The 22,271-nt window shown below is 68.5% G+C and carries 22 protein-coding genes; 16 read left to right on the forward strand and 6 right to left on the reverse strand.

Features of this window, described 5'->3' with window-relative positions:
* Positions 1–427: YgfZ/GcvT domain-containing protein (locus AC1DKV_RS36100; protein WP_477139244.1), on the reverse strand; the 427-nt coding region annotated here is incomplete at its 3' end.
* Positions 428–639: 212 nt separating this feature from the next.
* Between AC1DKV_RS36100 and mltG the strand changes: the two genes are divergently transcribed.
* From mltG to AC1DKV_RS36125, 5 genes are all read left to right on the forward strand, one after another.
* The gene (gene mltG / locus AC1DKV_RS36105; RefSeq protein WP_477139245.1) at positions 640–1,635 is read left to right on the forward strand and encodes an endolytic transglycosylase MltG; all 996 of its coding nucleotides are present in this window, start codon (positions 640–642) and stop codon (positions 1,633–1,635) included.
* 10 nt (positions 1,636–1,645) lie between these two features.
* A complete protein-coding gene (gene tmk / locus AC1DKV_RS36110) occupies positions 1,646–2,260 on the forward strand; it encodes a dTMP kinase (protein ID WP_477139246.1) in 615 nt (204 codons plus the stop codon).
* A 73-nt stretch (positions 2,261–2,333) separates the two neighbouring features.
* Positions 2,334–3,341: a DNA polymerase III subunit delta' gene (locus tag AC1DKV_RS36115; RefSeq protein ID WP_477139247.1), complete on the forward strand. Its 1,008-nt coding sequence runs from the start codon at positions 2,334–2,336 to the stop codon at positions 3,339–3,341.
* Between the two features lie 156 nt (positions 3,342–3,497).
* The gene (locus tag AC1DKV_RS36120; protein WP_477139248.1) at positions 3,498–3,962 is read left to right on the forward strand and encodes a PilZ domain-containing protein; all 465 of its coding nucleotides are present in this window, start codon (positions 3,498–3,500) and stop codon (positions 3,960–3,962) included.
* A gap of 90 nt (positions 3,963–4,052) precedes the next feature.
* On the forward strand, positions 4,053–4,574 hold the full coding sequence (locus tag AC1DKV_RS36125; RefSeq protein WP_441615553.1) for a GNAT family N-acetyltransferase: 522 nt from the start codon (positions 4,053–4,055) through the stop codon (positions 4,572–4,574).
* On the opposite strand, the gene AC1DKV_RS36130 is transcribed toward AC1DKV_RS36125, so the two are convergent.
* Positions 4,571–5,569, reverse strand: coding sequence for a LysR family transcriptional regulator (locus AC1DKV_RS36130; RefSeq protein WP_477139249.1), 999 nt, complete (start codon positions 5,567–5,569; stop codon positions 4,571–4,573). The genes AC1DKV_RS36125 and AC1DKV_RS36130 overlap by 4 nt on opposite strands.
* Positions 5,570–5,730: 161 nt before the next feature.
* Here AC1DKV_RS36130 and AC1DKV_RS36135 point away from each other — a divergent pair, with 161 nt between their 5' ends.
* From AC1DKV_RS36135 to AC1DKV_RS36155, 5 genes are all read left to right on the forward strand, one after another.
* Positions 5,731–6,708 carry a tripartite tricarboxylate transporter substrate binding protein gene (locus AC1DKV_RS36135; protein WP_441615557.1) on the forward strand — a complete coding sequence of 326 codons (978 nt, stop codon included), beginning with the start codon at positions 5,731–5,733 and terminating at the stop codon, positions 6,706–6,708.
* A 39-nt stretch (positions 6,709–6,747) separates the two neighbouring features.
* The gene (locus AC1DKV_RS36140) at positions 6,748–7,983 is read left to right on the forward strand and encodes a CaiB/BaiF CoA transferase family protein (RefSeq protein ID WP_477139250.1); all 1,236 of its coding nucleotides are present in this window, start codon (positions 6,748–6,750) and stop codon (positions 7,981–7,983) included.
* A 56-nt stretch (positions 7,984–8,039) separates the two neighbouring features.
* Positions 8,040–9,839 (forward strand): acyl-CoA dehydrogenase family protein, encoded by a 1,800-nt coding sequence (locus AC1DKV_RS36145; RefSeq protein WP_477139251.1) that lies wholly within the window; start codon positions 8,040–8,042, stop codon positions 9,837–9,839.
* Positions 9,840–9,941: 102 nt separating this feature from the next.
* Complete coding sequence (locus AC1DKV_RS36150; protein ID WP_441615562.1) at positions 9,942–10,736, forward strand: TatD family hydrolase; 795 nt, start codon at positions 9,942–9,944, stop codon at positions 10,734–10,736.
* Complete coding sequence (locus AC1DKV_RS36155; protein ID WP_477139252.1) at positions 10,729–11,427, forward strand: ankyrin repeat domain-containing protein; 699 nt, start codon at positions 10,729–10,731, stop codon at positions 11,425–11,427. Before AC1DKV_RS36150 ends, AC1DKV_RS36155 begins: the two co-directional genes overlap by 8 nt.
* A gap of 51 nt (positions 11,428–11,478) precedes the next feature.
* Here the strand turns inward: AC1DKV_RS36155 and egtB are convergent, their stop codons facing one another.
* Together egtB and AC1DKV_RS36165 are read right to left on the reverse strand one after the other, a co-directional pair.
* Entirely contained in the window at positions 11,479–12,768 is a 1,290-nt protein-coding gene (egtB, locus tag AC1DKV_RS36160) for an ergothioneine biosynthesis protein EgtB (RefSeq protein ID WP_477139253.1), read from the reverse strand.
* Positions 12,769–12,973: 205 nt separating this feature from the next.
* A complete protein-coding gene (locus tag AC1DKV_RS36165; protein ID WP_441615568.1) occupies positions 12,974–13,666 on the reverse strand; it encodes a TetR/AcrR family transcriptional regulator in 693 nt (230 codons plus the stop codon).
* Positions 13,667–13,838: 172 nt separating this feature from the next.
* Between AC1DKV_RS36165 and AC1DKV_RS36170 the strand changes: the two genes are divergently transcribed.
* The 3 genes from AC1DKV_RS36170 (at position 13,839) to AC1DKV_RS36180 (ending at position 17,476) form a co-directional block, all read left to right on the forward strand.
* Positions 13,839–14,666 carry an SDR family NAD(P)-dependent oxidoreductase gene (locus tag AC1DKV_RS36170; RefSeq protein WP_441615570.1) on the forward strand — a complete coding sequence of 276 codons (828 nt, stop codon included), beginning with the start codon at positions 13,839–13,841 and terminating at the stop codon, positions 14,664–14,666.
* Between the two features lie 95 nt (positions 14,667–14,761).
* Positions 14,762–15,883, forward strand: a complete 1,122-nt coding sequence (locus tag AC1DKV_RS36175; RefSeq protein WP_477139254.1) for a DUF5938 domain-containing protein — start codon at positions 14,762–14,764, stop codon at positions 15,881–15,883.
* A gap of 54 nt (positions 15,884–15,937) precedes the next feature.
* Entirely contained in the window at positions 15,938–17,476 is a 1,539-nt protein-coding gene (locus AC1DKV_RS36180) for an acyl-CoA synthetase (RefSeq protein ID WP_477139255.1), read from the forward strand.
* A 134-nt stretch (positions 17,477–17,610) separates the two neighbouring features.
* On the opposite strand, the gene AC1DKV_RS36185 is transcribed toward AC1DKV_RS36180, so the two are convergent.
* A complete protein-coding gene (locus AC1DKV_RS36185; RefSeq protein WP_441615575.1) occupies positions 17,611–18,231 on the reverse strand; it encodes an FMN-dependent NADH-azoreductase in 621 nt (206 codons plus the stop codon).
* A 169-nt stretch (positions 18,232–18,400) separates the two neighbouring features.
* Here AC1DKV_RS36185 and AC1DKV_RS36190 point away from each other — a divergent pair, with 169 nt between their 5' ends.
* Positions 18,401–19,354 carry a LysR substrate-binding domain-containing protein gene (locus tag AC1DKV_RS36190; RefSeq protein WP_441615577.1) on the forward strand — a complete coding sequence of 318 codons (954 nt, stop codon included), beginning with the start codon at positions 18,401–18,403 and terminating at the stop codon, positions 19,352–19,354.
* 210 nt (positions 19,355–19,564) lie between these two features.
* Positions 19,565–19,978: a DoxX family protein gene (locus AC1DKV_RS36195; RefSeq protein WP_441615579.1), complete on the forward strand. Its 414-nt coding sequence runs from the start codon at positions 19,565–19,567 to the stop codon at positions 19,976–19,978.
* Positions 19,979–20,007: 29 nt separating this feature from the next.
* Here AC1DKV_RS36195 and AC1DKV_RS36200 read toward each other — a convergent pair whose 3' ends face one another.
* Positions 20,008–21,225, reverse strand: a complete 1,218-nt coding sequence (locus AC1DKV_RS36200) for an EAL domain-containing response regulator (RefSeq protein WP_477139256.1) — start codon at positions 21,223–21,225, stop codon at positions 20,008–20,010.
* 272 nt (positions 21,226–21,497) lie between these two features.
* On the opposite strand from AC1DKV_RS36200, the gene AC1DKV_RS36205 reads away from it, so the two are divergent.
* Positions 21,498–22,271: DNA translocase FtsK 4TM domain-containing protein (locus AC1DKV_RS36205; RefSeq protein WP_477139257.1), on the forward strand; the 774-nt coding region annotated here is incomplete at its 3' end.

A 22,271-nucleotide genomic window follows, 5' to 3' on the forward strand; every position in this document is an offset into this window, starting at 1 on the left:
GCCAGGGCGCGGCCGGGGCGGGCAGTCCGGCGCCCTGCAGCGCGGCGGCCGCGCCGGGGCCGGCCACGCCGATCACTGCCAGCGCCGGGGTCAGGTCGGTCAGGCGCGCCTTGGCACGCAGCACGAACATGCCCAGGCGCTTCTGGATGGCGGCCTGGATGTCAGCCGACAACTGCAGGACGATGCCTTGCTCGTCGCGCCAGACCAGGAAGCTGGCGAGCAGCCGGCCCTTCGGCGAGCAATAGCCGGCCAGGCGCGCGGTGCCGGTGGCSAGGTCGTCGATGGCGTTGGTCAGCTGGGTATGCAGGAAACTGCCGGCGTCGTCGCCGGCAACCCGGATCAGGCCCAGTTGTGCGGGTCGGCAGACAACACCGCCCTGGCGCACGGCTTCGAACTGGGTAGCAAGGTCTGGGGCAGGGGAATTCATGGCAGGTATGGGCCGGTTAGGCTGGGCAAGTGGCGCGCGGGCGCGCCGGATGACGGGTGCGACATGCTGCGCACGCTCGTGGTGGCGCAAGGCTCCCGGTATTATATGGGCCTGTCGCCATTTCGGCCGGCGCGCCCGCCGTCCTTGCCGCGGGCCGCCGTTGTTGCCGCGGCGCGCGCGGGCGCACGGGGCGCCGCTATTTCCATCCCTACATGAAACGTATTTTCCTGCGACTGCTGATGGTCGCCGTGGTGTTTGCGATTGCCGCCGCGGGCGCCTTGGCCTGGTGGGCCAACCGCCCGCTCGACCTGCCGGCCTCGCCGGTCGAGGTGGTGATCAAGCCCAATTCCAGCGTGGCCAGCGTGGGCCGCCAGATCCAGCGCGGCGGCGTGCCGGTGGATCCGCGCCTGTTTGCCCTGCTGGTGCGGCTGAGCGGACACGGCGGGGATCTCAAGGCCGGTGGCTACGAGTTCGAGACCGGCGCCACGCCGCTGTCGATGATCGGCAAGATCGCCCGCGGCGAGGTCACGCACTATGTGCTGACCGTGATCGAAGGGTGGGAATTCCGCAAGATGCGTGCCGCCGTGGATGCCCACGCGGCGCTCAGGCACGACAGTCGCGGCCTGTCCGACGCCGAGCTGATGAAGGCCATTGGCGCGCCTGAGCCGGCGCCGGAAGGCATGTTCTTCCCGGATACCTATCTGTTCGCCCGCGGCAGCAGCGACCTGGAACTGTATCGCCACGCCTACCGCGCCATGCAGCGGCGCCTGACCGATGCCTGGAACGCCCGTGCGCCGGACMTGCCGTACAAGACGCCATACGAGGCCCTGGTCATGGCCTCCATCGTGGAGAAGGAAACCGGCCAGCCCGGCGAGCGCGCCATGATCGCCGCCGTGTTCGTCAACCGCCTCAGGAAGGGCATGATGCTGCAGACCGATCCCACCGTGATCTACGGCATGGGCGAAGCCTTCGACGGCAATATCCGCAAGCGCGATCTGCAGACCGACACCCCGTACAATACCTACACGCGTACCGGCCTGCCGCCCACCCCGATCGCCTTGCCCGGGCTGGCTTCGCTGGCCGCCGCCACCGCGCCGGCGCCGTCCGATGCGCTGTATTTCGTGGCGCGCGGCGACGGCAGCAGCCATTTCTCCAACTCGCTTCCCGAACACAACCGCGCGGTMGACAAGTACCAGCGCGGCAAATAAGTCTCTCCCCATGCGCGGAAAATTCATCACATTCGAAGGCATCGACGGTGCCGGCAAGAGCACCCACATTGAGTGGGTGGCCGAGCGCCTGCGCGCGCGCCTGGCCGGCGGCGCAGCCGTGGTCACCACGCGCGAGCCCGGCGGCACGCCACTGGGCGAGGACCTGCGGCAGATCMTCCTGCACCGCAAGATGCACCTGGAAACCGAGGCCCTGCTGATGTTTGCCTCGCGCCGCGAGCACATCGCGGAAATCATCGAACCTGCGCTGGCGCGTGGCGACTGGGTCGTCTCCGACCGCTTCACCGACGCCACCTTCGCCTATCAGGGCGGGGGCAGGGGCCTGCCGCGTGCCCGCCTCGAGGTCCTCGAGACCTGGGTGCAGGACGGCCTGCAGCCCGACCTGACCCTGCTGTTCGACGTGCCGCTGGAAACTGCCAGCGCACGCCTGGCCGGCGCCCGCGAACCCKACAAGTTCGAGGCCGAGTCGCGCGCCTTCTTCGAGCGCACACGCCAGGAATACCTGCGGCGAGCGGCGGAAGCGCCGCAGCGTTTCCGCGTGATMGACGCCACGCGGACCATTGCCGAGATTCAGGCGGAACTTGAAAACATTCTCGCAACGCTTTGATTCAGTGGCACTATCATGCCTTGCTGATATCGCAAGAAGCTGATGAAGTCCTTCACCTAACTCCCTGATTCGCATGCTTTATCCMTGGCAGACAGAAGACTGGCAACGGCTGACCGGCTTGCGCGAGCGGCTCCCGCATGCGCTGCTCATCCACGGCCAGCAAGGCATCGGCAAGCGCGACCTGGCGCTGCATTTCGCCCAGGGGCTGCTGTGCGACACGCCGCGCGCCGACGGCCAGCCGTGCGGCAGCTGCGCGGCCTGCCACTGGTTCAGCCAGGGCAACCACCCGGATTTCACCGTGGTGCGCCCCGAGGCCATGGAAGCCGCGGGCGAAGCGGAAACGGACGACAGCGGCAAGAAGAAGGCGCCAAGCAAGRTCATCCGCATGGAGCAGGTGCGCGCCCTGATCGATACCGTGGGCATTGGCACCCACCGCGCCGGCCTGCGGCTGGTGGTGGTGTATCCGCTCGATGCCCTGCAGAACGAAGGCGCCAACGCCTTGCTGAAAACGCTGGAAGAACCGCCGMCGTCGACCGTGTTCCTGCTGGTCACCGAMCGGCTGGACCGCGTGTTGCCCACCATCCTGTCGCGMTGCCGCCAGTTCTCGGTGCAACGGCCGACGCCGGCCGAGGCCTTGTCCTGGCTGCGCGGGCAGGGCGTGGGCGACGCCGAGGCCCAACTCGCGCTGGCCGGCGGCTCGCCGCTGACCGCGCTGCACGCCGCCGAGGCCGAGGAACAGCCGCTGCAGCGCTGGCTGGTGGCGCAGCTCGGCGGGGGCGCCGGGTTCGATGTGCTGGGCGCGGCCGAGCACCTGCAGAAGATGCCAGTGCCCGCGGTGCTTGGCATCTTGCAGCGCTGGACGTACGATCTGCTGTCAGCATGCCTGGCGGCGGCACAGGCGCCGCGCTATTTCCCGCGCGAGCAGGCTGCGGTCGCGCGCTGCGCGCAAGCCACCGATGCGCATCGCCTGCAGGCCTTCCTGGCACGGCTGGCGAACCACCGCCGCAGCGAGAATCATCCGCTMGCCGCGCGGCTGGTGATGGAGGCGGTGTTTCTCGAGTACCGGCAGTTGTTTCGGTAGCTTGTTTCGGTAGCTGTTTCGGCAGTCGTATCGGCGTAGTCGTGTCGCTGCAATTGTCGCGCTGCAGTTGTCTCGCTGTCGTTGTCTTGCTGTAGTTGTCCAGGTCAGTCATTCCAATAAGGCCAAAAGGCCGCGGTTCGCAACAAGGGGTCAGTCATGAACACAGCAGCAGCAGGGGACCGGGGCCAAGGCGCTCCCGGCGCCGCAGGCTTGGGCGCGGCGCCGGCCGGCGCGATAGGCGCGATAGGCGCGCCGACGGTGCCGGGCGCCGCGCCGGGCGCGGCGTCGCGGCCGAACGTGCTTTCGCTCTCCATCAAGGACCAGGCGGGGCTCTACGCCGCCTATATGCCGTTCCTGCAGCGCGGCGGCGTCTTCGTGCCGAGCAACCGGCCGTTCCGGCTCGGCGAGCAGGTATTCCTCGTACTGTCACTGCTGGACCGGCCGCAGAAATACCAGATCGCGGGCCAGGTGGCCTGGATCACGCCGGTGGGCACGCCCAACAAGACGCCCGGTATCGGCATCCACCTGCCGGACGACKACAACGGCCGCAACCTGCGCCGCGCGGTGGAAGAGATCCTGGGCAAGGCCATGGAGTCMGGCCKGCCCACGCAGACGCTGTAGGCGACMGCGCCGGCATGTCAGGTGAAACATTGGCTTTCGCGTCCATGGCATTGATTTCAAGACGTTAAAGAAGAAGCAAGAGCAACGAGCATGAGTAATATCGCTTTCACGATTCGAAACGCGGAGCCGCAGGACCTGCCCGGCATCGTGGCCATCTACAACAGCACGGTCGCCTCGCGCATGGTCACGGCCGACACCGAGCCGGTCACGGTGGCATCGCGCCAGGACTGGTTCGATGCCCATCCGCCCGAGCGCCGCCCGCTGTGGGTTGCGCAGGACAGCGCAGGGCGCATGGCCGGCTGGCTCAGCTTCTCCGATTTCTACGGCCGCCCGGCCTACGGCGCCACCGCCGAGGTTTCCATCTACCTGGATGCCGACCGGCGCGGACAGGGCCTGGGCCGGCACCTGCTGGAGAAGGCCATCGGCCATGCCCCGCAGATCGGCGTGCACACCTTGCTCGGCTTCATCTTCGGCCACAACGAGCCCAGCCTGGGCCTGTTCGCCTCGCTGGGTTTCGAACGCTGGGGCAACCTGCCGCGCGTGGCCGTGCTCGACGGCGTGGAGCGCGACCTGGTCATCCTGGGCCGGCACCTGACCAAGCCGGCAGCCTAGGCAAGGCGCGAGGCGGAGCGCTTGCCGCCTCGCCTCGCGCGCGCATCGGCCGCGCTTTTCGCGCTTTCGGCTCCTTCCGCTGCTTCCGCTCCGGCGGCACCGGATGCCGCGCCGCCCGGCGCGCCGGACTCGAGCGCCGCGAGCAAGCCCAGCACGGCGGGGGCCTGTTCGTCGTCGCGCCAGATGCCGTGCAGCTCGGAGCGCCGCCCCTCCTTCGCCAGCGGCCGGCAGGCCAGGTTGGGCAGCTGCATCAGCTGCACGGATTCCGGCACCAGCGAAACACCGAAGTTCTGCGCCACCAGCGTGGCGATCGTCAGCATATGGCGCACMTCGTGCCGGATGCATGGCGTGAATCCCGCGCGCATGCACAGCGCAACGATCTTGTCGTAATACTCCGGGGCGAAATGGCGCGGGAACAGGATGAAGTCTTCCTGTCGCAATTGCCTCAGGTCGACCGCTGCATGCCCGGCCAGTACATGGCGCGAGGGCAGCAGGCAGATAAAGCGTTCGGTGTGCAGCACCCGTGCCGACAGTCCGGCCGGAATGACGCGCGGATGGGCGATGGCGATATCGATCTGCCCTCGCTGCAGCACGTCGATCTGCTCGAAGCTGTTCAGCTCGTGCACTACCACCTCGACCCCGGGCCGCGCCGTGGCAAACGCGCGCATTGCGGCGGCCAGCCGGGTCAGCAGGGCGGAACCCACGAGGCCCACGTGCACCGTGCCGGTCTCGCCCTTGGCGGCCCGGCCCGCCAGGCCCTGCGCATCGCGCGCCAGGGCCAGGATCTTGAGCGCCTCCTGGTACATGACCTTGCCCGCCGGGGTCAGCGCCACCTCCCGTGTGCTGCGTCGCAGCAACTCGAAACCCAGTGATGTTTCCAACTGCCGGATATTGAAGCTCAGCGGCGGCTGCGAGATCGAAAGGCGTTCCGCCGCCCGTCCGAAGTGCAGTTCTTCCGCGACCGCAACGAAGTAACGCAGCTGCCTGAGGTCCATGGGTGCCCGGTAGATTGATTCAATATCAATATAAATAGCGCAAAAAACGATATTGGACTAGATAACTCGCGACGCCGAGAATGATTTTCAGCCTGGCCGCCGCAGCCGTCCCCCGCGGCACTCGCGGCGCATGGCACAAAAAAAGAACCGAGGAGACCGCCATGAAGCTGAAGATCTTTGCCGTTCTGCTTTCCGTCCCCCTGCTGGTCGCCAGCGCCGCCGCCAGGGCCCAGGCTCAGCCATATCCGAGCCAGCCCATCCGCATCGTCGTGCCCTACGCGCCAGGCGGCATGACCGACGTGGTGGCGCGCGTGATCGCGCAGCGGCTCGGCGTGCGCCTGGGCCGCCCGGTGGTGGTGGAGAACCGTCCCGGCGCGGCCACCATCGTCGGCGCCGAAGTGGTGGCCGGCGCCAGCCCGGACGGCTACACGCTGCTGGCGGCCACCAATACCACGCTGACCATCAACCCCTGGCTCTATCCCAGGCTGCCCTACGATCCGCTCAAGAGCTTCGCCCCGATCGCCCTGGTCGCCAGCGCACCGAGCGTGATCGTGGTGAATCCCGGCGTGGCGGCCAGGACCGTCGGCGAGGTCGTGCAGCTGTCGCGGGCCAGGCCGGGCAGCCTGAGCTACGCCTCGTACGGCAACGGCTCGAGCGCGCACCTGGCCGGCGAGATGCTCAAGGCGCGCACCGGCATCGACCTGCTCCACGTGCCGTACAAGGGCAGCGCGCCCGCCAAGGCCGCGGTCATGGCCGGCGAAGTGTCGATGACCTTCGAACCGGCCTTTACCGGCTTGCCGCAGATCGCCGCCGGCAAGCTGCGTGCGCTTGCCGTGATGAATGCCAGCCGCTCCGCCGTGCTGCCCGAYGTGCCGACCACCGCCGAGCTGGGCTATGGCGGCATCGAGATGTCGGCCTGGGTGGGGCTGGTGGCGCCGGCCGCCACGCCGCCCGCCGTGGTCCAGACGCTGGCCGGCGAGATCGAAGCCATCATGGCCGACCCTGCCGTGCGGCAGACCCTGCTGCGCAGCGGCGCCGAACCGCTGGGCTACTACCGCGAGGCCTTCGGCACGTACATCCGCGACGAGACGGCGCGCTACGGCAAGGTCATCGCCACCGCGCACATCCGCGCCGAATAAGAAACGCAATCCGAGGCGAATCACAGGAGACAAGCCAGCATGCACAAGCCGCTATCCCATATCCGCGTGCTCGACCTGACCAGGGTGCTGGCCGGGCCCTGGTGCACCCAGAACCTGGCCGACCTCGGCGCCGAGGTCATCAAGGTGGAGCGGCCCGGCGAGGGCGACGAAACGCGCGGCTGGGGGCCGCCGTGGATCCCGGCCGGGGCGGGGCAGGAGCGGCGCGATTCCACGTACTACGCGTCGGCCAACCGCGGCAAGAAGTCGGTCACGGTGGATTTTTCCAGCCCGGAGGGCCAGGCCGTGGTGCGGCGCCTGGTGGCCACCTGCGACGTGCTGGTGGAGAACTACAAGGTGGGCACGCTGGCCCGCTACGGGCTGGGCTACGAAGACCTGCGCGCGGACCACCCCGCGCTGGTCTATTGCTCGGTCACCGGCTATGGGCAGACCGGGCCGTACCGGCACCGTCCGGGCTACGACTTCGTGTTCCAGGGCATGAGCGGGCTGATGAGCCTGACCGGCGCGCCCGACGAGGCCTGCGGGCACTGCGAAGGCGGCGGCCCGCAGAAGTTCGGCGTGGCGGTGGCCGACTTGGCCACCGGGCTGTACGCCAGCCTGGCGATCACGGCAGCGCTGGCGTGGCGCGAGCGCGGTGGCCTGGGCCAGCATATCGACATGGCCTTGCTCGACTGCGCGCTCGCGCTCGGCAGCAACCAGGCCGTGGGCTACCTGACGACCGGCAAGGTGCCGCGCCGCTACGGCAATGCGCATCCCAACGCGGCGCCTTACCAGGTCTTTTCCAGCAGCGATGGCAAGCTGATCGTGGCAGTCGGCAACGACAGCCAGTTCGCCGCCTACTGCGCGGTGCTGGGCAGGCCCGAGCTGGCCGCCGACGACCGCTTCGCCCGCGTCAGCGGCCGGCTGGTCAACCGCGAGGTGCTGCTGCCCCTGCTGGCCGGTGTCATGCGCACCKACACCACCGCGGCCTGGCTCGCGCGCCTGGAGGCGGCCGGCGTGCCGTGCGGGCCGATCAACGATTTCGCGCAGGCCTACGATGACCCGCAGGTCCGCGAGCGCGGCGTGCGGGTGGACCTGCCGCTGGCTTTCGGCGGCACCTGTCCCAGCGTGGCCAGTCCGATGCGCTTCTCCGCCACGCCGCTGGACCACCGCGTGGGGCCGCCCATGCTCGGCGAGCACACCGACGCGGTGCTGGCCGAATGCCTCGGCATGGGCGCGCACGAGCTTGCGCGCCTGCGCGGCGCCGGCGTGATCTGAAGCGCGCCGCGCCGGACCCGCCGATCCCTGAATCCTTTTTCTTGCCGGAGACCCCGATGCCGTTCCAAGCCCGCTACGCCGAATTCACCAGTCCGCGCCCGGCCGATGCCGGAACCAGTTCCCGCCACCTGGCGCCCGACTGCGCCGGCCTRGATTTCCTGGCGCTCGATCGCGGCCTGCAGGACCTGCTCGCGCTATACCTGCCGGGCGCCGAGCACCGGCACCTGCTGCCGCATTTCCAGCGCATGGGCCAGTTGGCCGGCGGGCGCCTGAACACGTTGGCCAGCGTGGCCGACAAGCACGGTCCGGTACTGCACGCGCGCACGCGCTGGGGCGAGGATCACGACTGGATCGAATACCACCCGGCCTATCAGGAGATGGAGCACATCGCCTTCGGCGATTTCCAGTTCCACGCCATGAGCCACCGCGCCGGCGTGCTGGGCTGGGACGCGCCGCTGTCGCCGGTGGCGAAGTATGCCTTCCAGTACCTCTTCGTCCAGTCCGAGTTCGGCCAGATGTGCCCCATCAGCGTGACCGACACTTCGGTCCACCTGATCCGCAAGTTCGGCAGCCCGGCGCTGCAGCAGCAGTTGCTGCCGCGCATGCTGGCGGCCGATCCGGCGGCACTGTGGAAGGGCACGCAGTTCATGACCGAGAAGGCCGGCGGCTCGGACGTGGGCGCCATCGAGACGGTGGCCCGCGAGGAGGGCGGCCACTGGCGGCTGTACGGCKAGAAGTGGTTCTGCTCGCATGCCGACGCGGACGTGGTCCTGCTGCTGGCGCGGCCCGAAGGCGCGCCGGCCGGCACGCGCGGACTGGGGCTGTTCGCCCTGCCGCGCCGGCTGGAGGACGGCAGCCGCAACGCCTATCGCATCGTGCGCCTCAAGGACAAGCTGGGCACCCGCTCGATGGCCAGCGGCGAGGTCAGGCTCGAAGGCGCGCTGGCCTATCCGGTCGGCGCGCTCGACCAGGGCCTCAAGCAGATGATGGAGCAGGTCAACCTGTCGCGCCTGTCGCACGCGGTGCGCGCCGCCGCCATGATGCGCCGCTGCCTGAACGAGGCGTTGCAGGCGGCGCGGCACCGCAGCGCGTTCGGGCGCGAGGTGATCGGGCATCCGCTGCTGCGCCGCCAACTACTCAAGCTGATGGTGCCTGCCGAAGCCGCCTTGTCGATGTCCATGGCCACCGCCGACGCCATGCGGCGTGCCGGCGAGGGCGACGCCACCGCGCACCAGGCGGTGCGGTTGCTGACGCCGCTGATCAAGCTGCGCGCCTGCCGCGACAATATCGCGGTGGCCACCGGCGCGATGGAGGTGCGCGGCGGCAACGGCTATATCGAGGATTTCGTCAACGCGCGGCTGGTGCGCGATGCCCATATCGGCGTGCTGTGGGAGGGCACCAGCAATATCAACGCGCTGGACGCCATCCGTCGCGCCGTGGGCAAGGAGCGCGCGCACCGCGCGCTGCAGACATTGCTGGTGGCGCGCCTGGAACAAGCCGAGATGCCCGCGCCGCTGCGGCAGGCCTTGTGGCAGGCCTKGCAGCGCGCCGCCGCGCTGGCCGAGGCGGTGGCTGCCGCAGACGCGCACGAGGCCGATACCCGGCGCGCCGCCAGCGCGCTCTATTACGCCAGTKCTGCCATCCTGATGGCCTKGGAAGGCGGCCAGCCAGGCACCGATGCGCGCCGGCTGCTGCTGGCCCACGCGCTGCTGCGGCACCGCCTGCAGCCGGCGGATCCGCTGGCCGCCCCGGGCGCGGCCGKGGCGGCGGGCGAGTCCGCCTGCGGCGACCTGCTGCTGGGGAGCGCGCCGGTCACGCCCGCGCAAGCCAGCGCCGCCATCGCGCTGGCCGTCTGAGGCGGGACGCCCGGCAGCGGGCTGCCGGGATGCGACCGGATACAATGTCAGGTGGCGCCGCCCCAGGCCGAATGGCGGCGCCGATTTCCGGATACCGTCCCCATGTTTGTCGATTCCCACTGCCATCTAGATTTCCCCGACCTGGTCGCGCGCCTGCCCGAACTGCTGGACAATATGCGGGCCAACCAGGTCACGCATGCGCTGTGCATCTCGGTCACGCTGGAAGATTTCCCGAAGGTGCTGGCGCTGGCCGAGCAGCACCCGCATCTCTATGCCTCGGTCGGCGTGCATCCCGACTACGAAGAGGGCGAAGATCCCACTCTCGAGCGCCTGCTGGCGCTTTCCGCGCATCCGCGCGTGGTCGGCACCGGTGAAACCGGGCTTGACTACTACCGTCTCAACGGCCGCAGCATCGCCGACATGGAGTGGCAGCGCGAGCGTTTCCGCACGCATATCCGTGCCGCGCGCCAGACCGGCAAGCCACTCATCATCCATACACGCTCTTCCGCGGACGACACGCTGCGCCTGATGCGCGAGGAAGACGCGGGCGCCGTCGGCGGCGTGATGCACTGCTTTACCGAAACCTGGGAGATCGCGCGGCAAGCGCTGGACGAGGGCTTCCATGTCTCGTTCTCCGGCATCGTGACCTTCAAGAACGCGGTGGAGTTGCAGGAAACCGCGCGCAAGGTGCCGCTGGACCGCATGCTGATCGAGACCGATTCGCCCTACCTGGCGCCGGTGCCGTACCGCGGCAAGACCAACCAGCCCGCCTGGGTGCGCCATGTGGGCGAGTTCATCGCCAATCTGCGCGGCATGCCGGTGGAAGCACTGGCGGAACAAACCACGGAAAACTTCTTCCGTCTTTTCAAGCATATAGACAGGAATGCTCATGCTTAACATGAAATACATCCGGTGCCTGGCCGCTGCCGCCGTCCTGCTGGCGGGCAATGCKGCATGGGCGGCACCGGTGGACGACCTGCGCAAGGCGGTCGAGTTCGACGACGCCAATACCGCACAGAAACTGCTGGCGCGCGGGGTCGATCCCAACCTGGTCGATGCCAAGGGCAATCCGATGCTGGTGGTGGCCCTGCGCGAGAAGTCGCTGAAGGTGGCGGCGGTGCTGATCCGCGCCAAGAACATCGATTTCGACAAGGCCAACGCCGCCGGCGAGACCCCGCTGATGATGGCCAGCCTGCAGAACGAGTTCGACATGGTCAAGCTGATGGTCGACCAGATGGAGGTCGAGATCAACAAGACCGGCTGGACGCCGCTGCACTACGCGGCAACCAACGGCAACAACGAGATCGTCAAATACCTGGTCGACCACGCGGCCTATATCGATGCCGAAAGCCCCAACGGCAGCACGCCGCTGATGATGGCGGCACGCGGCGGCCATATCGAGACGGTGAAGCTGCTGCTGGACGAGGGGGCGGACATGCGCCTGCGCAACCAGCAGGGCATGACGGTGATCGATTTCGCCGAGCGCTATCACCAGGCGGAGATCGCCAGCGGGCTGAAGGCGCGCTGGCAGAAGCTGTATCCGCAGACGCCGATGGGCGCCCAGGCGCCGCAGAAGGGCTGGAACTGAGGGGCTGGGACTAAGGGGCTGGAACCGAGCGCCGGCCTCCGGTTGCCCGGCCTATGCGTCGTCGGCCAGCCGGACGCCGGTGAATTGCCAGCGCTGGTGCGGGTAGAAGAAATTGCGGTAGCTCGCGCGGATATGCGATTCCGGCGTCACGCATGAGCCGCCGCGCAGCACCATCTGGCTGCACATGAACTTGCCGTTGTACTCCCCGACCGCGCCGGCGCTCGGCCGGAAGCCCGGATAGGGCTGGAAGCCGCTGGCGGTCCATTCCCACACGTCGCCGAACATCTGGCGCAATGCCCCGGCCGTGTTCTGGCGGTCAGGCAGCGGGCGCAGCACGCGGCCTTCGACAAAGTTGCCGGTGGCCGGCAGGTTGCGCGCGGCGTGCTCCCATTCGGCTTCGGTCGGCAGGCGCCGCTCGGCCCAGCGCGCGAAGGCGTMGGCCTCGTAGAAGCTGATATGCGTGACGGGGCTGTCCGGGTCCACCGGCTGCATGCCGCGCAGGCTCATCTGCCACCATGTGCCTTCCCGTTCTTCCCAGTACAGGGGCGCTTCGATCCCCTGTTCGGTCACCCAGCGCCAGCCGTCGGACAGCCACAGCCCGGCGGTGCGGTAGGCGCCGTCTTCGATGAACTCGAACCATTGCCGGTTGCAGACCGGATGTGAGCACAGCTGGTAGGGCTGCAGCAGCACGTTGTGGCGCGGTCCCTCGCAATCGAAGGCGAAGCCGTCTGCGTCATGGCCGATGGCGACCACGCCGCCGGCAAAGCGGATCCACTCCGCCGCCGGCCGCGGATCGGCGATCACCGGCGCCAGCAGTTCGGGGGCAAAGGCCGGCTTGAGCGGGTTCTGCGCGAACAGGTGCAGGATGTCCGTCAACAGCAGTTCCTGGTGCTGTTGTTCGTGGTTCAGGCCAAGCTCGATCAGGGCCGCCTCGGCATCGGTCTGCGCATGCATCAGCAGGCCGAGCATGGCCTCGTCGACCGCCTCGCGATAGGCCAGCACCTCGTCCAGCGAGGGCCGCGTCAGCAGGCCGCGGCGCGGCCGGGGATGGCGCGCGCCGACCGCTTCGTAGTAGGAGTTGAAGAGATACCGGTAGCGTTCGTCGACGGGCTCATAGTCGGGGATGCGGGCCGCCAGCACGAATTCCTCGAAGAACCAGGTGGTATGCGCCAGATGCCATTTGGCCGGGCTGGCGTCGTCCATCGACTGCACKGTGGCGTCGKCGTCGGTCAGGTCGGCCACCATCGCCTCTGTCGCTTCGCGCACATGGCGATACCGTCCGAGCAGGGCGGGTTCGTGCGGAGGATGCAGGGCGCTGGCAGGCAGCAGGGCAGAAGACATGCGGGCTCCCGGATCGGACTTGGCATCTGCCGCGGGTGCCGCTCGCGCAAGCGGTCGGCCGTGGCGTGTGGGTGAGGCAGGTCAATGCCCGGGCCGAGCTGCGTGGCGCTGCGAGCGTGTCCCTGGAAGGATCCGCACGCGAACGGCGTGCGTCCGGAACCATGATAGACCCGATCGCGCAGCGGGCATAGCCGGCGCGTGCCTACTAAAGAGGGGGAAGCGCAGCAGCTGACACGGCGGCGGGATCGGCGCGATCGGCGGGACAGGGCTGGCCGAACAGGCCGGTGATCACTTGCCCCACCTCGGCCTGCATCGCCGCGACGGCGCCGGCGCTGCCGGACAGATGGGCCAGCAGGCATTGCTGGAACAGGCCGTCGAGCACGGCATAGGCCGCCGCCGGCGACAGGCTGGCCGGCGTGCCGGAGAGCGCCGAAAAGCGGCTGACGATGCGCCAGGTCATGTCCTGCAGGCTCTTGTCGATCTCCGCCACGTCCGCCCTGAACGCTTGCTCGAACAGTGACTGGGCGCGCAGGTCGTACCAGAGCCGGTGCATATGGGCTTCGTCGCGCAAGGTGCTGCCGAGGATCTCCAGGAAGCCTGCCATGAGGCCGCCGTAGCTGCTTGCTTCGGCCAGCACGCGATCATAGCGCGTGACGCAGCGGGCCTTGTACTGGCGCACGCTGCAGACGATCAGGTCKGTCTTGTCGTTGAAGTAGTAATGCAGCACGCCATGCGAGAACTCCGAGTTCTGCGCGATCTCGCGCAGGCTCGTKCGTGCGTAGCCCAGCGTGGCCAGGGTTGCCAGGGCGGCTTCACCCAGTTCGGCACGGCGTTCGGCGAACTTGTCGATGCGCTTGCGCGGCACGCGCTGCGCGCTTTTTTCCTGTGTGGACGGCATGGTCTGATGCTTGCCCGGCAAAGTGTTCACGAAGCATAGCACGGCGCTTTTCGGCATTACGTACTGCACAGCAAAAAACTTGAMACTTGACCAATAAAAACTTGACGAGTGTCAAGACGATTTCTAGCATGAAGTCTCCATCCGCAATCAAAAAACCAGACAGGAGACAGCGATGGCTAGATTCGACCTCACGAGGCGCAAGGCCCTGGTGACCGGGGGCGCGCGCGGTATTGGCGCAGGTATTGCAGAAGCGCTGGCCGGCGCCGGCGCGGCCGTGATGATCGGCGACCTGCTCGCCGACCTGGGGCGCGAGACCGCGGCCCGGATTGCCGCGTCGGGCGCCAAGGCCAGCTTCGTGCCGCTGGACGTGACCAGGGAGGAGAGCTGGATCGAGGCGGTCGCCGCCACCGGCCACGCGCTCGGCGGCTTCGACATCCTGGTCAACAACGCGGGCATCGAGATTACCTCGCTGGTGGCGGATATCGACGCTGCCAGCCTGCGCCGCATGTTCGACGTCAACGTGATCGGCACCGCGCTGGGCATCAAGCACGCTTTTCGCGCCATGCGCCCGCAGGGCGCCGGCCAGTCGGGTCCAGGCGCGCAGGCAGGCAAGGGCGGGGCCATCGTCAATATTTCTTCGGTCGCCGCCACCATCGCGTTCCCGGCCATCGCCGGTTACTCGGCCAGCAAGTCAGCGGTGGACCGCCTCACGCGCGTGGCCGCGCTGGAGTCCGGCAAGCTCGGCTACGGCGTGCGGGTCAACTGCGTCTACCCCGGCCTGGTGCCGACCCAGATGGGCATGCAACTCGCCGACGACCTCGTCGCCGCGGGCTTCTGGCCGACGGCCGAGGCGGCCGTGACCGAGGTGATCGGCCAGACCCCGCTGGCGCGCCTGGGCGAGGTCACCGACATGGCCGACGCCGTGGTCTTCCTGTGCTCCGATGCCGCGCGCTTTATCACTGGCGCGGGCCTGCCGGTCGATGGCGGCATGGGCATGTAGCGCGCGGGGCCGGGGCAGGAGGGCAGGAGGGCAGGAGGGCAGGACAAGCGATAACCAGGCAAGCGAGAACCAGGCAAGAAAACAGGAGACACATCATGAGCAAGAAGAAACCCGTCGTGGTCTACGGCGCTTCGGGCTACACCGGACGGCTGGTATGCGAATACCTGCGCGAATTCAACGTGCCTTTCATCGCCGCGGGGCGCGACGCGGCGCGCGTGCAGGCGGTGATGGACCGGATCCCGGGCATCGAGACCGCAGACTACGAAGTGGCCGAGGTGGATCACGACGCGGCCGCGCTGGCCGAGTTGTTCCACGGCGCCAGGGTGGTCTGCAATATGGTCGGGCCGTTCATCAAGTTCGGCGGCGAGGTGGCGCAGGCCTGCCTGTCGGCCGGTTGCCACTACATGGACACCACCGGCGAGCAGGACTGGCTGCTGGATGCGCAGGCGCGCTTCGGCGCCGCCTTCCAGGAAAAGKGCCTGCTGCTGTCGCCGGGCCTGGCGCAGATGTACACCACCGGCGAGATCGCCGCCAATATCTGCCTGGAAATGCCGGGGCTCGACACGCTCGACATCCTGGTGCTGTGGAAGGGCTTCCCCACCTATGCGTCCACCCAGACCATCTTCACCATCCTCAAGGCCAAGTGGTACCACCTGGTCAACAACCAGTATGTCGAATGGGCGCCCGGCACCAGCTTCGAGGTGAACGTCCCCGGCCAGCACGAAAGCGCGCTGGCGCTGCCATGGGGCGGCACCTCCCATCCGGTCTGGTTCAAGGACGATCCGCGCGTGGCCAACTGCAAGGTGGCCGGCGGCGTGTTCTCGCGCGAAGTCATGAAGGGCGTGATCGCGACCGCGCAGATGGTGGAAGAGAAGATCAAGGTGCTGCCGCTGGACCAGCAGGAAGCCGCGCTGGCGGACATCGCGGCGTCGGTGCAGGCCGGCATGCCGCCGCGCGAGAACCCGCGACTGAACAACTCGCTCGATTCGGTCTATGCATCCGGGCCGCTCGGGCGCGCGCACTGCGTGATCCACGGCAACTGCAATTACAAGCAGACCGGCCTGCTGCAGGCCTATGCCGCGTACTCGCTGCTGCAACAGGCGCCACGGCGGGCGGGGCTGGCCTCCGGCTGCCAGGCCTTCGGGCACCGCGAATTGCTGGGCGTGCTCAAGAGCTTCGGGCTGGTGATGGAACCGGTGCTGACGGTTCATCGCTAGCACGGCCTGCGCCGGGGCCGGCGGGCCCCGGCATTCCCTCTCGCGGAGAACCGCATGCGTTTGATCGACTACCTGGACAAGGGCGCGTCGCTGGATCCCGCCGCGCCCTGCCTGACCATGGGCGAGGCACGGCTGTCCTACGCCGACGTGCAGCAATTCAGCAACCGTGTTGCGCGCGCCTTGCAGCGCAACGGTATCCGGCCGGGCGAGAAGGTGGCGGTGCTGTCGTCGAACGACGCCAGCGCCTTTGCCTGCGTATTCGGCCTGTCGCGCGCCGCGGCGGTCTGGTGCCCGGTCAACCCGCGCAACGAAGCGACCGAAAACCGCTACGTGCTCGACGCCTTCGATTGCGCCTGCCTGATCTTCCATAGCGACTACGCGCCACTGGTGGCGCAACTGCGCGCCGACCTGCCCAAGCTGCGCGAAGTGGTGTGCCTGGACCGCGCCCAGCCATTCGCGCCCTCACTGGAACAATGGCTGGCGGGCTGCTCCGGCGAGCCGCTGGAGCAGCCCGCGGCGGATGACCTCGTCATGATCGCCGGCACCGGTGGCACCACCGGCAAGCCCAAGGGCGTGATGCTGTCCGGCCGCAACCTCGAGGCCATGTCCGCGCTGACCCTGATGGGCTATCCGTTCCGCGGGCGGCCCGTCTACCTGGCGCTGGCGCCGCTGACCCATGCGGCCGGCGTGCTGTGCCTGCCGGTCATGGCGCTAGGCGGAGAGGTCGTGATCATGCCGAAGCCGGACCTCGGCGAATTCCTCCGCCTGGTCGCGCTGCGCCGCGTGACCCATACCTTCCTGCCGCCCACGCTGATCTACATGCTGCTGCAGCATCCKGACTTGCCTGCGGCCACGCTCGATTCGCTGCAGTGCTTCTGGTACGGCGCGGCGCCGATGTCGGCCGCGCGTCTGGAAGAGGCGCTGCAGCGCCTTGGCCCGGTCATGGCCCAGCTGTTCGGCCAGACCGAGGCGCCGATGATGGTCTCGATGATGTCGCCGGCCGAGCATTTCAATGCCGACGGCTCGGTGGCCCGCCACCGCCTGGCTTGCGCCGGGAGGCCGGGCCCGCTGGTGCAGGTGGGCATCATGGACCCGGACGGGCGGCTGCTGCCMGCCGGCCAGGGCGGCGAGATCGTGGTGCGCGGGTCGCTGGTGATGATGGGCTACTACAAGGATCCGGCAGCCACGCAGGAAGCGTCGCGCCATGGCTGGCACCACACCGGCGATATCGGCTACCTGGACGCGGACGGCTTCCTCTATATCGTCGACCGCGCCAAGGACATGATCATATCGGGTGGCTTCAACGTCTACTCCACCGAGGTGGAACAGGTCCTGATGCAGCATCCCGACGTGCAGGACAGCGCGGTGGTAGGCCTGCCCGACKAGAAATGGGGCGAGCGCGTGGTGGCCGTGTTGCAGCTCCATCCCGGCCGGCAGGTGGACGGCGACGAGATCAAGGCCTTTGCCAAGGCGCGCATCGGCAGCGTGAAGGCGCCCAAGCAGATCGAAATCTGGCCTGACCTGCCGCGCTCCAAGGTTGGCAAGGTGCTGAAAAAGGACATCCGGGCCAGGCTGCTGGAGGATCCGCACTAGCACTGGCACTACCACTGGCACTAGCACTAGCGCCATGCCGATGCCCGCAATGAAAAACTCCCGCCGGCGGCAATCGCGGGCGGGAGTCTGGCCGTGCGCCTGTGCCGGGCGGCGCAATGCCGCCTGGAGGGCGATCAGGCTGCCAGGGCGGCGGCGTCGTTCAGTGCTGCCACTTCGGTGCGGGCCGACACCAGGGCGGCTTCGCGGGCGTCGGGGCCGAAGGCCAGGCCGTGGGCGCGCACGTAGGTGATGTCGGTGATGCCGAGGAAGCGGAACACGACGTCCACGGTCTGCTCATGCAGGTCCAGGGCGGATGCATCCGCGCGCACGCCGCCGCGCGACGAGACCACGATCACGCGCTTGCCGCCGGCCAGGCCTTCCGGGCCCTTCTCGGTGTAGCGGAAGGTGCGGCCGGCCTGGGCGATGCGGTCGATCCACGACTTGAGCTGGCTGGGAATGCCGAAGTTGTACTGCGGCACGCCTACCACCAGCACGTCGGCTTCCAGGAATTCCTTCAGGAAGGCTTCGGTGCGTTGCAGTTCGGCTTCCTGCACGGCGTTCAGGCCGTCCTTCGGGCCGCCCAGCACCGGCAGCAGCGCGCCGGACAGGTGGGCGGGGGCGTCTTGGTCCAGGTCGCGCACGGTCAGGCTGGCGGCGGGGTTCTTGGCGCGCAGATCGGCCACGACCTGTGCGGTCAGGCTACGGGAAGCGGAATGGCCGCCAAGTACGCTCGAGTCGATTTGCAGGATGTTCATGTTCAGCTCCACTGGGGAATTTGTGTTTCGGGGTTAGGTGAAGCAAAAGATAGCGGTCTGCCATTGATGCCGGTAGTGGTGCAAAATAGAACTTATTGTTCCAAGGGCAGAACACCTGGCTAAGCAACTCCAGCCGGTGGCCCCGGCCCGTTACCCGAAAGGCAGTCCGATGCAAGACCTGAACGATCTTTCGCTGTTTGCCCAGGTAGTCCAGCACGGCAGTTTTTCCGCTGCCAGCCGTGCCAGCGGCGTGCCGAAATCGCGCCTGAGCCGGCGCATTGCGCAGCTCGAGCGCGAGCTGGGCGTGCAATTGCTGCGGCGGACCACCCGCCAGGTGCGCGTGACGCCCATCGGCGAGGCCTATTACGAGCGCTGCCGGGCCATGCTGGCTGAGGCGGAAGCGGCACACGAGGTGATCGAGCAAGCGCGCGAACAACCTGGCGGCACCTTGCGCGTGAGCTGCCCGGTGGCCATCGCGCAAAGCTTGCTGGCGCCGGAGATCGGCCGCTTCATGCAGGCCAATCCCGGCGTGCGGGTGGAGATCGAAGCCACCAACCGGCGCGTGGACGTGATCGGCGAAGGCTTCGACCTGGCGCTGCGCGTGCGCGATGTCATGGACGATTCCTCGCTGGTGGTGCGCACCTATGGCGAGAGCCCGCTGATGCTGGTGGCCAGCCCCACGCTGCTGGACAGCATCGGCCGGCCCCGCACCCCCCAGGCGCTCGACGGCATGCCCGGCGTGAACCAGAAGCCGCACGACGGCAAACACGTATGGACGCTGAGCTGCGACAGCGGCCAGGCCTTGCACATCGCCTACGATCCGCGCCTGATCACCGATGAATTCGCACTGCTGCGCGAGGCCGCCATCGCCGGCGTCGGGGTGGCCATGCTGCCCCGCATGTTCTGCCGCGAAGCCATCGAGAGCGGCGAGCTGGAGGTGCTGCTGCCGCAATGGATCATGCCGGTCGGCACCTTGCACGCGGTATTCCCCTCGCGCAAAGGCATGCCACCGGCGCTGCGGCGCTTCCTCGATTTTCTCTCCGAGATCCTGCCGGAGACCGCGCGCAAGGCCGGCATGCAGTTGCGCCAGCCGGGCATGCACCGGCCGATTGGCCAGGCCTGACAGCGCCTGCCCGGCGCGCGGCCACCGTGCCGTGACGCGTGCGCGCAACTTGTGGCTTTACCTTCACGGCGGCGCGCACTAAGGTACAGATGCGCGCCCCGCGTGGAGCGAAAGGCGCATCGGCCACCGGCCGGCGTCCCGGTTCTCCGGGCGCTTTCCGGGCGTTTCGACCGGACAAGACCGGACAAGACCGGACAAGGAGTGACGACCATGAGCGGTACTCAGGCAACCCAGGACCTCGGCAAGGCGATACTGCGCATCGTGCTCGGCGCGCTGATTCTCTTCCACGGCGTCGCCAAGCTGATCAACGGCCCCGGTTTCGTCACGCAGATGGTGGCGCAGGCGGGCCTGCCGCCGGCCGTCGCATACCTGGTCTATATCGGCGAAGTGGTGGCGCCGATCCTCCTGATCATTGGCCTGTGGACGCGCATCGCGGCGCTGATCGTGGCCGTCAACATGCTGGTGGCGGTGGCGCTGGTGCATACCAAGCAGCTCGGCCTGATCAACGACACCGGCGGCTGGGCGGTGGAGCTGCAGGCACTGTACCTGGCCAGCGCACTTGCGGTGCTGCTGCTGGGCGCCGGGCGCATGAGCGTGGGCGGTATCGCCGGGCGCTGGAACTAGCGCCCGCCCGGGCCMGCCGGCGCGCCTCCTCAGGTGGCCCAGCGGCCCAGGGCCTCGGCCACGAACATATCGGGCGGCAGCGCCGGCGACCACAGATAGCCCTGGCCGAGGTCGCAGCCCAGCGCCTGCAGCGCATCGCGCTGCGCGGGCGTCTCGATGCCTTCGGCCACGCACTCCAGCTTGAGATCGCGCGCCAGGTTGATGATATTGCGGCAGATCGCCGCGCGCTGGCTGTTGCCCGGCACCGCTACCACGAAGGAGCGGTCCAGCTTGACCTGCGTGAAGGGCAGGTCGGCCAGCAGCTTCAGGGTGGCGATGCCCACGCCGAAATCGTCGATCGCCACGCCGTAGCCGAGCAGCCGCAGGCGGTTCAGCGCGATCGACAAGGCGCGCGTGTCGTGTACCGGATAGCCTTCGGTCAGCTCGATGATCAGCAACTGGCGCGGCATGCCGCTCGCTTCCACCATGGCATCGAAGGCATCCAGCACGCCAGGCCGGCACAGCGTCTGCGCCGATGCATTGATGCTCAGCGCGATGCGTACGCCGCGCGCGAGCAATTGCCGTTGCACCGCCAGGCACTGCTGGCCCGCCAGCTGGAAAATCGCATCCGCCTCGCCCAGCGTTTCCAGCCGCGGGATAAACAGGTCGGGCCGGATCAGGCCCAGCGAGGGATGGCGCCAGCGGCAGAGCGCCTCGGCTCCCGCCAGCTTGCCGCTGACGATATGGAACTGCGGCTGCAGCATGATGAAGATGGCGCCGGACGTGCGCAGCGCGGCCAGCAGCTCGGCATCGTCTGGCTGGTTCTGCGCGGCCACCGGCGCCGCGGCGGTCAGKTCGCGCGCCAGCACGTCCTGCAGGATCTCTTCCAGCACCACGGCGGAGATCGGCTTGCGCACGGCCCGCACATGGGCAAGCCCGACCGAATCCGCCAGGCTCACGTGGGAATCGATGATGTCGTCTTCCAGCGCCGACACCCATACCCACAGCGGCTGCGCCCCCACGAAGGCGTGGTCCGCACGCCGGGTCAGCTCGTCCATCATGGCCGGCCCGTTGAGGCCCGGCATTTMGATATCGCACAGCACCAGGTCGAACTTGCGCGCAGCCAGCAGGTCCAGCGCGACGCGGCCGTCGGCTGCGCCATGGACGTCGGTGACACCCAGCTGCGTCAGCAACTGCTCTGCCGCCAGCAGCTGGAATGGGTGGTCATCGACCACCAGGGCCGACAGTCCGGCATAGCGTGTCTGCATGATTGGCTCGGCGGCGGGAGCGCCAGGGTTCGGCTTCGATTGGGTCAGGCCGCGCCTCCGGCAATCGGGGCGGGCGTCGCGCCATAGTAGCTCACATGCCGCGCGGCGGGCATGCCGTCGTGCGCGCCGTTACCGCCGCGCCCGGCGAACAAGCCAGTGCGCGCCGCCACAGAAATGCGGGTATTCCGCCACGGTAGCCAAGTTGCGCGGTGCCACGGCGTCCAGACCCGCTACAATCGCTGCCCGAGGTATTTGATGATGGCGTTTCCATAATGGGTTTTGGCTGGTTCGGATTTTCGACCTTGTGGCTGCTGCCGCTGCTGTGGCGCATGGTGACGCGCCTGCTCGCCGGCGAGCGCCGCTTCTTCAGTGGACGCGGAACGCTGCGCGTCTGGGTGGGCACGGTGATCGTGCTGTGCGCGAGCGCGTCGCTGGAGGCGCTCACGGGCGCCGCGGGCGAGGGCGGCATGGCGGCAAGCACGTCGGGAGGCGGCGCCGGGCGCGCGCTCGGCGGGCTGCTGAGCGGCATGCTCGGCTGGAGCGTCAGCTTGCTGATCATGCTGGGGGTGTTGGCACTGGCCGCTCCCATGGTCTTCGGCGAGACCTGGCGAAGCCTGTTCTMGCGCAAGCCGCAGGTGGCCGAACCGGAAGAGGAAGATTTCGCACCGGTCCGTACCCCGGCACGCGCGCCGGCCCGGGGCGCGCGCGAGCCTGACAGCTGGGAGACGACGCATCTGGGCGCCACCCATTCCGCCATCCCGGGCGCGGTCGACTACGTGCCGCGCCACAAGGGCATCGAGGCGGTTTCGGCACGGCGCCAGMCGGTCTGGCAACCGCCCACGCGTACCCGCAATTCCCCGCCGCAACCGGGCGAGATCTGGCTGCAGCAGGCCGCACCGCCGGGCCCGGTCACGCCCGAACCGGTGGCGCCGGTGCCGCCGCCGGTGGCCGCGCGGGCACCCTCCCGGCCAGCCCAGGAACGCCCGGCCAGCCAGCCGCAGGATGCCACGCGGGCTGCCGGGCGCGCGGCCGCGGTAGCGCAGGCG

It is taken from the genome of Cupriavidus sp. 05T41, assembly GCF_056396525.1.

Excerpts from the sequence above, each read along its gene's own strand:
- AC1DKV_RS36125 (WP_441615553.1), top strand. The coding sequence starts at position 4,053 with ATGAGTAATATCGCTTTCACGATTCGAAACGCGGAGCCGCAGGACCTG.
- AC1DKV_RS36150 (WP_441615562.1), top strand. The coding sequence starts at position 9,942 with ATGTTTGTCGATTCCCACTGCCATCTAGATTTCCCCGACCTGGTCGCG.
- AC1DKV_RS36170 (WP_441615570.1), top strand. The coding sequence starts at position 13,839 with ATGGCTAGATTCGACCTCACGAGGCGCAAGGCCCTGGTGACCGGGGGC.
- AC1DKV_RS36185 (WP_441615575.1), bottom strand. The coding sequence starts at position 18,231 with ATGAACATCCTGCAAATCGACTCGAGCGTACTTGGCGGCCATTCCGCT.
- AC1DKV_RS36190 (WP_441615577.1), top strand. The coding sequence starts at position 18,401 with ATGCAAGACCTGAACGATCTTTCGCTGTTTGCCCAGGTAGTCCAGCAC.
- AC1DKV_RS36195 (WP_441615579.1), top strand. The coding sequence starts at position 19,565 with ATGAGCGGTACTCAGGCAACCCAGGACCTCGGCAAGGCGATACTGCGC.